Annotated in this window: 8 protein-coding genes; 7 read left to right on the forward strand and 1 reads right to left on the reverse strand. The window is 59.2% G+C overall.

All coding sequences use genetic code 11. The features are described 5' to 3' along the window. The first annotated feature begins 18 nt into the window (after window positions 1–18). From sucC to VXJ35_RS18970, 5 genes are all read left to right on the forward strand, one after another. Window positions 19–1,188 carry an ADP-forming succinate--CoA ligase subunit beta gene (sucC, locus tag VXJ35_RS18950; RefSeq protein WP_064022754.1) on the forward strand — a complete coding sequence of 390 codons (1,170 nt, stop codon included), beginning with the start codon at window positions 19–21 and terminating at the stop codon, window positions 1,186–1,188. Beyond that, window positions 1,188–2,060 carry a succinate--CoA ligase subunit alpha gene (gene sucD / locus VXJ35_RS18955; protein ID WP_064022755.1) on the forward strand — a complete coding sequence of 291 codons (873 nt, stop codon included), beginning with the start codon at window positions 1,188–1,190 and terminating at the stop codon, window positions 2,058–2,060. The genes sucC and sucD overlap by 1 nt, the downstream gene beginning before the upstream one ends. Before the next feature lie 3 nt (window positions 2,061–2,063). Beyond that, window positions 2,064–3,710 carry an NAD+ synthase gene (locus VXJ35_RS18960; RefSeq protein WP_064022756.1) on the forward strand — a complete coding sequence of 549 codons (1,647 nt, stop codon included), beginning with the start codon at window positions 2,064–2,066 and terminating at the stop codon, window positions 3,708–3,710. A 4-nt stretch (window positions 3,711–3,714) separates the two neighbouring features. Beyond that, window positions 3,715–4,839: a hypothetical protein gene (locus tag VXJ35_RS18965; RefSeq protein WP_064022757.1), complete on the forward strand. Its 1,125-nt coding sequence runs from the start codon at window positions 3,715–3,717 to the stop codon at window positions 4,837–4,839. A gap of 242 nt (window positions 4,840–5,081) precedes the next feature. Continuing rightward, window positions 5,082–7,163 (forward strand): bifunctional diguanylate cyclase/phosphodiesterase, encoded by a 2,082-nt coding sequence (locus VXJ35_RS18970; protein ID WP_064022758.1) that lies wholly within the window; start codon window positions 5,082–5,084, stop codon window positions 7,161–7,163. A gap of 37 nt (window positions 7,164–7,200) precedes the next feature. Here VXJ35_RS18970 and VXJ35_RS18975 read toward each other — a convergent pair whose 3' ends face one another. Beyond that, window positions 7,201–10,677 carry a hypothetical protein gene (locus VXJ35_RS18975; RefSeq protein ID WP_064022759.1) on the reverse strand — a complete coding sequence of 1,159 codons (3,477 nt, stop codon included), beginning with the start codon at window positions 10,675–10,677 and terminating at the stop codon, window positions 7,201–7,203. Between the two features lie 318 nt (window positions 10,678–10,995). Here VXJ35_RS18975 and VXJ35_RS18980 point away from each other — a divergent pair, with 318 nt between their 5' ends. Next, the gene (locus VXJ35_RS18980; RefSeq protein WP_064022760.1) at window positions 10,996–11,511 is read left to right on the forward strand and encodes an RNA polymerase sigma factor; all 516 of its coding nucleotides are present in this window, start codon (window positions 10,996–10,998) and stop codon (window positions 11,509–11,511) included. Window positions 11,512–11,602: 91 nt separating this feature from the next. Continuing rightward, on the forward strand, window positions 11,603–12,556 hold the full coding sequence (locus VXJ35_RS18985; RefSeq protein ID WP_064022761.1) for a FecR family protein: 954 nt from the start codon (window positions 11,603–11,605) through the stop codon (window positions 12,554–12,556). The last annotated feature ends 79 nt before the right edge of the window (window positions 12,557–12,635 follow it).

The raw sequence follows: 12,635 nt of genomic DNA on the forward strand, positions 1-12,635 counted from the left end.
TCAACATGGAGCACCTAGATGAACATTCACGAATACCAGGCGAAACAACTATTTACAGATTTTTCAATCCCGGTTCCGCGCGGTGCGGTGGCAGCCAATGCCGCCGAAGCGCAGGATGCCGCGCGCCAATTGGCCGGTTCGGCTTGCGTCGTCAAAGCGCAAATCCACGCCGGCGCCCGCGGCAAGGCCGGCGGCGTAAAACTGGCCCGCAGCCCGGAACAAGCCGGACAATTCGCCGCGGACATGCTGGGTACGCGCTTGGTAACCCACCAGACCGATGCCGCCGGCTTACCGGTCAATAGCGTCTGGATCGAAGAGGCTTCGGCGATCAAATCCGAATTTTATTTGAGCCTGCTGCTGGATCGGGAAAGCGAACGCCTGATTTTCATCGCCTCCGCTGCCGGCGGCATGGATATCGAAGCGGTCGCCGCGCAAACCCCGGAAAAAATAGTCAAAGTCCCGGTACATCCGGCCGCCGGCCTGCAGCCCTACCAAGGCCGGCAAATCGGCGCGGCGTTCGGCTTGGGCAAAGAGCAACAGGGCCAATTGCAAACCATTTTGGAAGGCATGTACCGCTTGTTCCTGGCCAAGGATTGCAGCCAGATCGAAATCAATCCGTTGATCGAAACCGCAGACGGCAGACTGGTAGCCTTGGACGCCAAAATCAATTTCGACGACAACGCGCTCGCCTTACACCCCGACATCGCCGCCATGCGCGACGCGTCGCAGGAAGACGCTAAGGAAGCCGAAGCCAAGCAGTTCGATCTGAACTACGTCACGCTGGGCGGCAATATCGGCTGCATGGTTAACGGCGCCGGTCTGGCGATGGCGACGATGGACATGGTTAAACTGAAAGGCGGCGCACCGGCCAATTTTCTCGACGTTGGCGGCGGCACCAATAAAGACAAGGTCAAGGAAGCCTTCAAACTGATTTTGTCCGACGGCACCGTCAAGGCGGTGCTGGTCAATATCTTCGGCGGCATCGTCAAATGCGACGTCATCGCCGCCGGCATTCTGGCAGCGGTCGAGGAAATGCATTTGACCATTCCGGTCGTGGTGCGTTTGGAGGGCACTAACGTCGAGCAGGGCAAAACCATGTTAAGCCAGTCCGGATTGGGCTTGGCAACTGCGGACGATTTAAACCAAGCCGCGGAATTGGCGGTTAAATTGGCGGAGGGCGTAGCGTAATGGCTATCTTGATCGATAAAAACACTAAAGTCATTTGCCAGGGTTTCACCGGCAAACAAGGCACCTTCCACTCCGAACAGGCCCTGGCCTACGGCACGCAACTGGTCGGCGGCGTCACGCCGGGCCGCGGCGGTTCCGCGCATTTGAATTTGCCGGTATTCGACACGGTCGAGCAAGCCGTCCAAGCTACCGGCGCCAACGCCACGATGATATACGTGCCGCCTTTCTTCGCCGCCGACGCGATTTTGGAAGCGGTCGCTGCCGGCATCGAGTTGATCGTCTGCATTACCGAGGGCATCCCGGTATTGCAGATGCTGAAAGTTAAAGCCGCGATGCAGGGTACGAAATCGTTGCTGGTCGGCCCCAACTGCCCCGGCGTCATCACACCGGGCCAATGCAAGATCGGCATCATGCCCGGCCATATTCACCAACCCGGCAAAATCGGCATCGTTTCCCGTTCCGGCACCCTGACTTACGAAGCGGTCCACCAAACCACGCGCGAGGGCCTGGGCCAAAGTACCTGCGTCGGCATCGGCGGTGATCCGATCCACGGTATGAACTTCATCGACGTGCTGCAGCGGTTCCAGGACGATCCGCAAACCGAGGGTATCGTCATGGTCGGCGAAATCGGCGGCAGCGACGAGGAACAGGCGGCGGAATTCATCAAAGCCCGGGTGACGAAACCGGTGGTCGGTTACATCGCCGGCCAAACCGCACCGCCCGGCAAACGCATGGGCCACGCCGGCGCCATCGTCACCGGCGGCAGCGGCACCGCGGCCGGCAAGGTCGCGGCGATGAAGGCGGCCGGCGTCAGCATGGTCAGTTCGCCGTCGGATATCGGTGCGGCAATACGGGATTGTTTTTCGAAGTAATCGATGACCTTGCAAATCGCCTTAGCTCAACTCAATTTCACCGTTGCCGATATTCCCGGCAACGTCGGCAAAATCCTGGCTGCCGCCGAGCAAGCTCGCCAACGCCGGGCCGACGTCGTCGTGTTTCCGGAATTGTGCGTAACCGGCTATCCGCCGGAGGACCTGTTGCTGCGCGCCGATTTCCTGGCACAAAGCGAACGGGCCGTGCAGCAACTGGTCGCGCAAATCCGCGGCATCACTGCGGTGATCGGCTTCCCGCGTCGCCTGGATGGCAAACTGTACAACGCCGCAGCGGCAATCCGCGACGGCGCTATCGTCGCCGAATACCACAAAACCGCCCTGCCCAATTACGGCGTATTCGACGAACAACGCTACTTCAAGCCCGGAACCGGATGCGGCCTATTCGAAGCCAACGGCTGCAAACTGGCGTTGGCCATCTGCGAGGACGTCTGGCTGCCGGATACCATGGCCGCTAACCGCGCCGCCGGCGCCGACATCGTGCTGGCTTTGAACGCGTCGCCGTTCCACGCCGGCAAAATGCAGCAACGCGAAGATGTCATCTGCAACCACGTCCGCGCTGCAGGCATCCCGCTGGTTTATGTCAACCAGGTCGGCGGCCAGGACGAGCTGGTATTCGACGGCGCCTCGTTCGTTGCCGACCGCAGCGGCGCAGTCGTCTATCGTGCGACGGAATTCGAAGAGCAGCTCGATGTGGTCGAATTCAACGGCGCCGCACCTACCGGAACCGGCGTAGTCGCGCTTTACCGACCGATAGTCAGCGAATATAAGGCCTTGGTGCTCGGCATTCGCGACTATGTGCGCAAGAACGGCTTTCAGGGCGCGATTTTGGGCTTGTCCGGCGGCATCGATTCGGCGCTGGTGCTGGCTTTGGCTGTCGATGCGTTGGGCGCCGACAAGGTCGAAGCGGTGGCAATGCCGTCGCGCTACACGGCCGATATCAGCAACGAAGACGCCCGGCTGGAAGCCGAAGCACTCGGGGTAAATTTCCACACCCTACCGATCGAACCCGCCGTCAACGCTTTTTCCGACATGCTGGCGCCCTTGTTCGCCGGCAGCCGAAAAGACACTACGGAGGAAAACATCCAGGCCCGCTGCCGCGGCGTGTTGTTGATGGCTTTATCCAACAAGCAAGGCAAACTATTGCTGACCACCGGCAACAAAAGCGAAATGAGCGTCGGCTATGCCACGCTGTATGGCGACATGGCCGGCGGTTTTGCGCCGTTAAAGGACGTATCCAAATTGATGGTCTATAAATTGGCCGAATACCGCAACAGCCTATCGCCTGTGATTCCGGAGCGGGTCATCACCCGGCCGCCGTCGGCCGAGCTGGCGCCGGACCAAAAAGACGAAGACTCGCTGCCGCCCTACTCGGTGCTGGATCCGATTCTGGCCCTGTACATCGAACAGGACCAATCGGCCGCCGACATTGTCGCGCGGGGCTATCCGCGCGACGCGGTCGAACGCGCCGTCTCGCTGGTCGACCGTAACGAATACAAACGCCGGCAATCGCCGCCGGGCATCCGCATCACGCCCAGGGCGTTCGGCCGCGACCGGCGTTATCCCATTTCATCGGCTTACCGCGGCGCCGCCGCGCTTAATCCAACAGCGCCCGACAACGTTAAGGAGTAAATTCATGTCAACACTGCGTACCGTTTTAATCTCTACCGCCCTGCTGCTGACGGCGGAGAACGGTCTAGCCCGCGAAATCAACATTCCCGTGCCGATGGAATACCGCTTTATCAGAAGCGTTCTGGTCAATCAGCTCTACACCGGCCCCGACGAATCGGTACGGGCCTGGAAAGACGGCAAACAATGCAGCTATCTGGATTTGGACCATCCGCAAATCAGCGGCGAAAACGGCCAAGTCAAAATCCAGAACAACGTCCAGGCCCGCATCGGCACGGCATTGGGCGGCAAATGCATGGCGCTGGTGGAATGGTCGGGTATCCTGCAGACCTTTCAGCAACCCACCCTGGACGCTTCGGGCAACGTGCTGAGTTTTCCGGTTACCCAGCTCAACGCGTTCGACCGCAACGGCCAGCCGCTGAATATCAGCCAATTGCAATCCTTGATCAAAAAAGCCGCCGAACCGAAGCTGTCCGGCTTAAAAATCGATTTGAACCAAGTCCGGCCGGACATCGCCAAAGCGCTGGTACCTTATATAGCCGCCGAGCATAGCGAAGAGTTGCACGATACGATCAACAGCTTGCGCTTCAACCAAGCCAAGGCCGACGCCAACGGCTTACAAATCAACCTGGGCTACACGGCCAACAACCCGAATCCGAACGACGTCAAGCCGGCCGCGGTTCTCAACGAAGCCGAGTTGAAGCAGTGGCGCGGGCTCTGGCAAAACTGGCAAGCGTCTCTGGATAAATCGATAGCCACGGCGCAGTTGGGCAGCAATGCCGAGGATACCCGCGCCAAATTGCATGAAGTCCTGCAAAAAGCCGGCAGCGCCTTCGAGCAAGGCCTGAGCAGCGAATCGGTCGCCGAGAACGACCCGGTCCGTAAATTTTTCAACAGCTCGTGGGATACTTTCGCACCGTTGTTGCGCGACGCCTCCAGCCAATTGCCGGGCGGCGAAAAGTTGCGCTACGTGACGCTGATTGCCGCGACCGATCTGATGTACGAATTGGAATCCATCGGCTCGCCGTTGGGTCTGGAAGTCTCCTCCAACGGTTTACGCAAACTGGCCCGCTCCTTGATCGCCCAGCAAACGCTGAAAGGCAAAGCCAAAAAAGCCAAACGCAAAGGCTAGCCCGCCCTCCGCTTCGCCCCACCCCGGATTACTCGACGCACGGTGATCCGGGCTCACCCTGCCTGACCGCGTAATCCCCCAGCGACAGACTCACGTTATTAACCTGTTTTTTTCAACAGGAATTTACGTTAAGCTTGCCCGCCAGTTAGACGGAACGCGAGTATCCTAAACCGACAGGGCCAGAATCGCCGGTACCCGGACCGGCGCCTTCCGGCGCTCGATAAACCTATAGCGAGCGAAACATGCCAGACCACCTGTTCGACATGCACCCGTACATGCCTCACGGCCAATGTTATTTGTGGCAGAACGATCTGCTATTGCTGCATGTGGTGTCCGACACATTGATCGTGTTGTCCTACTACTCGATCCCGTTCGCGCTGGTCTACATCCTGAAAAAACGCCAGGATATTCCGTTTAGCTGGATTTATTGGCTGTTCGGCCTGTTCATCTTCCTGTGCGGCACCACCCACTTGCTCAGCATCTGGAATGTCTGGGTGCCCGATTACTGGCTGTCCGGATTCGTCAAACTGGCCACGGCCATCAGTTCGATTACGACGGCGGCACTGGTTTGGCCCTTGGTGCCGAAAATCCTGGCCATACCGAGCCAAGCCCAATTGGTCGCGGCCAACTCGGCCCTGGCCAGAGAAATCGAAAACCATAAGAGAACGGAACAAGAGCTGCGCAAATTAACGCTGGCGATGCAATACAGCTCGAGCATGGTCATCGTCACCGACGCCCAAACCCGTATCGAATATTGCAACCCGGCCTTCTTCCAGATTACCGGTTACTCGGCGGACGAAGTGTTAGGCCAACGAGCCAACCTGCTCAAATCCGATCTGACCGCCGACGAGACTTACAAAGGCCTGTGGGCAACCTTATTGAGCGGCTCCGCCTGGCACGGCGAATTTTTGAACCGCAAAAAAAACGGCGAATTGTTTTGGTGCCTGGAATCGATCGCGCCCATCCTCGACGAGAGCAATTCGATCAGCCATTTCGTCTCCATCATCCACGACATCAGCGACCGTAAGGATACCGAAGAAATCATCCGCCACATGGCGTACTACGATCCGTTGACCGACCTGGCCAACCGCTCGCTATTCAACGAGCGGCTGGAACAAGCCATCCACCAAGCCAAGCGCAATCCGCAAATTTTCGCGCTGTTCTATCTGGATCTGGACCGTTTCAAAAACATCAACGATACGCTGGGGCACTTGGTCGGCGACAAATTGCTGATCGAGGTCGGCAGACGCATTTCGGCCTGCCTGCGCGAACAAGAAACCGTGGCCCGGCTCGGCGGCGACGAATTCGCACTGATTGGCCTGAATTTGACCAGCCCGGCCGACGCCGGCGAGATTGCCCAGCGCGTGATCAACACCGTCAACGAACCGTTTTTCATCGACGACCACCAGTTGTTCGTCAGCACCAGCCTCGGCATCAGCGTCTACCCGCAGGACGCCACGACCAGCGAACAACTGTTGAAACACGCCGACGACGCGTTGTACCTGGCGAAACAACACGGCCGCAACACCTTCGAGTTTTACAATGCCTCGGCCAACGCCCAATCCTTGCGCCGATTAAACATCGAAAACCATTTGCGCCATGGCCTGGCCCGCAACGAATTCTCGCTGGCCTACCAGCCGCAAGTCGATTTGGCCAGCGGCCGGATTATCGGTGCCGAAGCGCTGTTGCGCTGGATGCCGGCCATCGGCCCGATCGGTCCGGACGAATTCATCCCGATCGCCGAGAACAGCGGCTTGATCGTCGAAATCGGCGAATGGGTCATGCGCACGGCTTGCCGCGACTTTATGGCGGCGCCGTTGCGCGAGCGGAAGCTGTTGCTGGCGATCAACCTGTCGGCGCGCCAGTTCAAGAAAACCACGCTGGTCGACAGCGTGCGCGGCATCTTGGCGGAAACCGGCTTTCCGGCCGAGCGGCTGGAGCTGGAAATTACCGAAAGCATGCTGGTCGAGCACTTCGAGAAGACCGTCAAACAAATGCAGGAACTGAAAAACCTGGGCATTCGCCTGGCGATCGACGATTTTGGCACCGGTTTTTCCTCGCTCAGCTATTTGAAACGGTTTCCGATGGACACGCTGAAAATCGACAAATCCTTCGTTGCCGATATCTACGACAACCAGAACGATGCCTGCATCGTGCGTTCCATCATCGGCCTGGGCCACGGCCTGAACCTGAAAGTCCAGGCCGAAGGCGTAGAAACCGCGCAGCAACTGGAGCTATTGCAGCTGCACCAATGCGACCGCGGCCAGGGCTATTTCTTCCACAAACCGCTGCCGATAGACGAGTTTCGCCGGCTGTTCGTCTAGCATTGCGCTCCGTGGCGAACAGCCGGCAACCGGCGCTTTATGCGGTGACGCAGCGGTAAGGCCCTAGCGGATCGGCGCCCAGGGTACCGACCAGAGATTCCAGATAGGCCGGTCCGGACAGTTCCTGCAGTTTGCGTTGCGCCCGCTGCAAACGCTCGGCCAGTTTCAATTCGCCGACCACGGCCTGATGGCTGTTGTCGCGCAAAAACGCCTCCAGATAGCCGACGTGGCGTTGCCACAGCGCCAGCTCGCGTTGCTGTTTGATTTCCAGCCGCTCGCGGTACCAATCCGCGGCCAACAAATAGTCGCGGGTAAACATCGCCCGAATTTCGGGATGGTGCGCGTCCTTGCCCTGATAATGGCCGGTCGCCATGATGTGCAGCAGCGCATACAACGGCGGGCAGGCGTCTTCGATGCTGCCGTCGTCCAGATATTGCTGCGCCACGCGCTGCTGGGTTTCGACGATATTGTTGACGCCGTCGACGAACACCTCCAGGTTTTGCCGTTCCGGTTGCAGAATCTCGTCGGTGAACACCGCGTAGGGGTTGTCGAAGATCTTGCCCATCAGGCTATGCACGAAGTGGCTGGTGATACGGTAGCCGAGCCGGCTAGCCATGACCAGTTGGCCTTTGTGTTCGAAATCGGTCAGCGGCTCCAGATAACCGTGTTGCAACAGGTAATCGGCCTCGCGTTCCCGGCGCGACAAGCGCGCCCAGATTTCCGGAATCAACAGGCTGATGTCGTGGTCGACCCGGGTGTCGGGGCCGATATGGCCGGCGGAGCTGGAAAAGCCGGGATAGCCGGTCAGAATGTAGGACACCAGCGTGTTGTTCAGGTCGGTGATGCCGCGCAAGGCGTTGAACGGACCTTTGGTCAGCGCGCCCTCGCTGCCTGCGCCGGTCGTCGACGGCGATTTGCCAGTCAACGAACTGATGAAGTCCATGAACAATTCCGGCAACTCCTGGTAATGAATCGGGTTGTACACCGCCAGCGGCCGGATGCCGGGTTCCGGCGGGTTATTGCGCCGGCCGGTCAGCACCGCATCCACCGGATGGCACAAAGGCTGGTTCAGCGGGATTTTCCGGTGCAGGCGGGCGCCGACTTCGGCGACGTATTTGCGCAGCGGTTTGACCACATCGACCCGGGTTTCCAGATAGCGCGGGTTTTTCGACGGTTTGCCGTTCACCAACCGCGGATGCGCCGAAGACACGACAAAGCCCTTGCCGTCGCGGTAAGCTTCGCTCAACAGGTTTTGCATCGGCGGGGTGAATTTGGAAAAAGTCATGACGTCTTCCACCACGGCCGCCAGCTTTTCCCGATCCAACGGTTCGAAATTGGCCATGAAGTTGCCGGGGCCGGACATGTTCAGCTCGGTCTGTTTATCGTATCCGGGAATGATCGCATCGTCCGGGCGCTGGAACAGCCGGTACTCGCAGTTGGTGACCAGCTTCAAGCTCATCTGATAGCCGTCGTCCGGCAGCCAGGGCAGCACCGCCGCAGTCGGCACCACCACAGAGGCACTGATGTCGTCTTCCATCTGCACTTTCTCGCAGGCGATGTAGTCCTGGCGTACTTTAAACGTGCGCCAGCCGCCTTCGGCGTCGAAGCCGACCCGCAAATAGGTGGCGACGATCTTGCGTTGGTTCAGTTTCAGCTCGTGGCCCGGCGCACCGTCGATCACATCCACCGACAAATGGTCGCGCCAGTGTTCGCCCCACTCTTCGCGGTAAAAACGTTTGATCAGGAACACCAAAGCCAGAATGCTGGGCGGGATCGACTTCAGCCAGTTGTTGAACTCCGGCGTATGGTAACTGGACGGCGTCAATAACTTGATGACCGAGCCCAGGCTGCGCTCCGGACTCAGAATCTTGCGGGCCGGATCGCGGTCTTCGTACTCGTAGCCCGGCAGGAAGCGGCCGGTGTAATCCTTGTCGAAAATCGCCTGCACCCGGTCCAGATCGTGTTGCAAATCGTCGACGAACAGCGGCCCGTAAATCACCGCATCCTCGATGGATTTGGAAATTTCCGACTTGCCGCCGCCCGAAACCGTACACGGTTTGTGGCAGAACGTGCCTTCCGCGACGGTACCGATCAAGCGCCAGGACGGTGCGCCGGGGTGCTTGCACATTTCGATCTTGTAGCCGTTGGGCTGCACGTAAATTTTGCCGGGTTGCAAGCGGATACTGTGGCTCTGGCCGTTTCTGATCCAGGTGATTTTCTGGTTGTTCAAGCTCATCCGCAGATCTTGCGGCACGTAGATGATGTCCGGGTATTGCTTGTCCACCGCGTAGCCTTCCGGCTGCATATCCATGATCGCGCCGTAGCGGTAAACCATGTCGTCGAAATCGTAGCCCGGCTCGCGGGTCAGGCTGCCGATGCCGAATTCGTCGCCGTGGTTGAAGCGGCGGAAGGCCAGCGCGCCGCCGGCATGCTCTTCCTCGGCCAGGCCGAACAGGTTGGCAGCATAGCTGATCTGGGTTTTCACTTCCTTTTTGCAATAGCCGTAATAATTGTCGGCCAACAGCGTGACGATGATGCCGGAGCGGTCGCGGGCAGTCAATTTAAAGGCCTGGCCGTCGTTATACAGCTCGGCCGGGTCCTGCCAGCACATGCCCTCCGCGCGCTGGCGCTCGCTGGCATCGGCCCAGTGCGGCAAGCCCAATTGTTTCTTGGTCAGCTTGACCAGATGCGGCGCCAGAATCACGCAGCCGCTGTGGCCCGACCAATGTTCGACGTCCAGTGCCGCATCGCATTCCGGCAAGGCCGGATTGCCGCCGTTACCGAAAATGCTCTCGACGAAATCCAGGTTGCTGACCAGATTTCCGGGGGCGAAAAAGCGGATTTCCATCGACTTCTCGGCGGTGACGCCGGGAATTTCCGGACAAACCACCGGACGCAGCAATAACGAGGCGAACATGTGCGCCGGCTGCGGTTGATTGGCGGTGAAGGGTAGCGTCAGCAAGTCTTGCGGCGGATTCAAGGCCTCGGCCAGCATCAAGGCAAAGGTTAGCTTCGGCACCTGTTTTTTGTCGCCGGGCACCGGCAAGCCGCCTTCGGCAATGTGGAAAGAGCCTTGAGTGGTGCGGCGGTCGCTGGCCGGATTATGCAAAACCCCTTGTTTGACGCGGAAACTGGATACGATTTCGGAGCGGAATTCGTCTTCGCCCATCGGCAACGAAAGTTCGCGGGCCACGCCGTGCCGGTCCAATTCGAAGGTCATGGTCGGCAGCGACGGCACTTTTTCGAGACCAAGATCGCCGCAATAGCGATCGAGGAAATCCTGAATCCGGCGGTCGGCGGGGTACAACGAGGAGCTGGCCAATTGCCGGCTTTTCTCCAGATAACTGTTCAATAAATCCTGAGCGGTATCCATGAACTGGGCCGAGGCCTGATCGATACAGGTCGGCTGGCCGCAGGACGCCAATTTCAAATTGATATACAAATGCAATTGCCGCTTGACCGCTTGTTCGTCTTGACCCGCCGGTCCCAGACCCAACGCTCTGAGTTTATCCATAGCCTCCCCCTTGGAATTTTTTTAATGAATGGTAGCGGCATGATATAGCAAACCCGGCTCCGGCTGAACTTGGCATTCGCTTGGTCTGAGGCCGATTCCGGCCGCCGCGTGCGCCGGCGGCCGCCGAATCGGCCCGATCCGAACATGCGCGATATGCCCGATCAATCGCGTCATTTAACTTAGATTAATTAAATTTGCCGGCGAAATTCCGCCGCGTTTTCCGCTCCGGCTTTGAAAATCCGGGATCGCCGCTACTACGGCGGGACTGGCAGATAAATTGCTTGGAACGGGCTCCATCTTCTGCCACCGGAGCCCGCCTTGTCCGCTGCCGCCATTCCCGCCGATCAGATTGCCGCGCTGTTTCGCGACCATAAGGAAGCGATCGTGCATTTTCTGTTACAGCGCGTCAAATGCCCCGACACGGCACAAGACTTGAGCCAGGAAACCTATTTGCGCCTGTTGCGTAAAGACGGGCTGGCCCATAGCGACAATCTGAGCGGTTACCTGTTCCGCACCGCAGAGCGGCTGGCGATCGATTTCGTCCGCCAGCGCCAGCGCCTCAGCGCGCGACTGGAAGCTTTGCCGGACGACGCTCTCTGCCCGTTACCGCAGCCGGAATATGCCGCAATCGTCAACCAACGCTACCGGCGCCTATTGGACGCGATCGCCGCGTTGCCGGCCCAGTGCCGGCATATCTTGTTGCTGCGCAAAATCGACGAACTCGGTTACCGGGAAATTGCCGAGCAACTCGGTATTTCCGAAAAAACCGTGCAACGCCAATTGGTCAAAGCGATGTTGCATTGCCACGAATATTGCCGCGATACCCCGCCATAGTCTTGGCCGTCGCGGGGTACCGCCCCATCCCGCGCCCGAATCGGGTAAACTCGCACCGGCTATTTGTCCAAGACCCGTCTGAAATCTCCGGATGACCGCTACCACTCCCGCCCAGCACCACCTAAAACAAGCCACGACCTGGTTCGTAGCGTTACAGTCCAGTTGCGTCGATCTCGAACAGCGCCGGCAATTCGAGCGATGGCTGGCGGCAAGCCCGCTGCATCGCCAAGCGTTTAGCGAAGTCGAACAATTCTGGGGCAATCTGGACGCGCTGAAATCGGCCGATTTGCCGGAGCTGGAGCACGCTCGCGCCGCCCGGCCGCCGCGCTGGCGCCAGGGCCGGCCGCTGTTGTCCGGGTTATTTCTCGCAGCGACCCTTGCCGCGGCCTGGCAGGAACTATCGGCTCCGGCCGCCAGCTACCAGACCGGGATCGGCGAACGCCGCGAAATCGCGTTGGCGGACGGTTCTCGCCTGCAATTGAACACCGCCACCCGCTTGCGCATCCGCGTCACCTGGTTGCGCCGCGAAATCGAATTGGAACAGGGCGAAGCCCTATTCGACGTGGCGCACGAGCGCTGGCGCCCGTTTCGGGTCCATGCCGGCAAAGGGCACATTAGCGACATCGGCACGCGGTTTAACGTACGCCACCAGGACTCAGACGGAATCTCGGTTTCGGTATTAGAAGGCGAAGTGGAACTGCGCGTCGGCCGCAGTTGGCAGGGAGAAGTATTGAGCGCCGGTTTCCGCCGCCGCCTCGACGCCGAAGGCCGCTGGCATTCACCGGAAAAAATCGACGCCGAGCCGGTGTTGGCCTGGACCCGCGGCCAGTTGGTGTTCAACCACACGCCGCTGGCCGACGTGACCAAAGAATTGGAGCGTTACCATAATCTCCATTTCGTACTCGCCGATAGCTCGCTCGGCCAACAAACCCTGAGCGGACGTTTCGACGCCGGCGATCTGCAGCCGTTTTTACACGCGCTGCAAACGACGTTGCCGGTGCGGGTACAGCGCGGTAAAGACACGGTTGTGTTGCATAAACGCTGACACAGCCTCCGCAGCCCATTTTCCGCCCCGCCGAAAATTATTTTCGGTGCCGCTGTCCAGTTTCGTTGCCTTGCTTCGT

The sequence above is a fragment of the Methylomonas sp. DH-1 genome (genome assembly GCF_046097555.1).
GTDB classification, from domain to species: domain Bacteria; phylum Pseudomonadota; class Gammaproteobacteria; order Methylococcales; family Methylomonadaceae; genus Methylomonas; species Methylomonas koyamae.

Coding starts and splice junctions, on each gene's coding strand:
- sucC (WP_064022754.1), top strand. CDS start 19: ATGAACATTCACGAATACCAGGCGAAACAACTATTTACAGATTTTTCA.
- sucD (WP_064022755.1), top strand. CDS start 1,188: ATGGCTATCTTGATCGATAAAAACACTAAAGTCATTTGCCAGGGTTTC.
- VXJ35_RS18960 (WP_064022756.1), top strand. CDS start 2,064: ATGACCTTGCAAATCGCCTTAGCTCAACTCAATTTCACCGTTGCCGAT.
- VXJ35_RS18965 (WP_064022757.1), top strand. CDS start 3,715: ATGTCAACACTGCGTACCGTTTTAATCTCTACCGCCCTGCTGCTGACG.
- VXJ35_RS18970 (WP_064022758.1), top strand. CDS start 5,082: ATGCCAGACCACCTGTTCGACATGCACCCGTACATGCCTCACGGCCAA.
- VXJ35_RS18975 (WP_064022759.1), bottom strand. CDS start 10,677: ATGGATAAACTCAGAGCGTTGGGTCTGGGACCGGCGGGTCAAGACGAA.
- VXJ35_RS18985 (WP_064022761.1), top strand. CDS start 11,603: ATGACCGCTACCACTCCCGCCCAGCACCACCTAAAACAAGCCACGACC.